At 68.9% G+C, this 267-nt stretch carries 1 pseudogene; it reads left to right on the forward strand.

From position 1 onward, the window contains the following. A pseudogene (locus SB717_RS36475) lies at window positions 1–267 on the forward strand (pectate lyase); the annotation flags it as partial.

A 267-nucleotide genomic window follows, 5' to 3' on the forward strand; every position in this document is an offset into this window, starting at 1 on the left:
CACGGGTTTCGCCTCGGTGCCGACCGATGCGTTCCCCGAGGGCACGACGGGCGGCGCGGCGGGCGAGACGGTCACCGCGGACGATCTCGAGTCGCTGACGGAGTACGCGTCGAGCGGGGATCCGCTCACCATTCTCGTCACGGGCGAGAGCACGGTCGGCGACGGCGACATGATCACCGTCACCGATGACAAGACGATCGTCGGCACGGCGGCCGGGGCCGAGATCGTCGACGGCGGCCTGTTCATCGACAAGGCCAGCAACGTCAT

It is taken from the genome of Priestia sp. SIMBA_032 (assembly GCF_046535215.1).
In the GTDB taxonomy this organism is placed as follows: Bacteria; Bacillota; Bacilli; order Bacillales; family Bacillaceae_H; genus Priestia; species Priestia aryabhattai.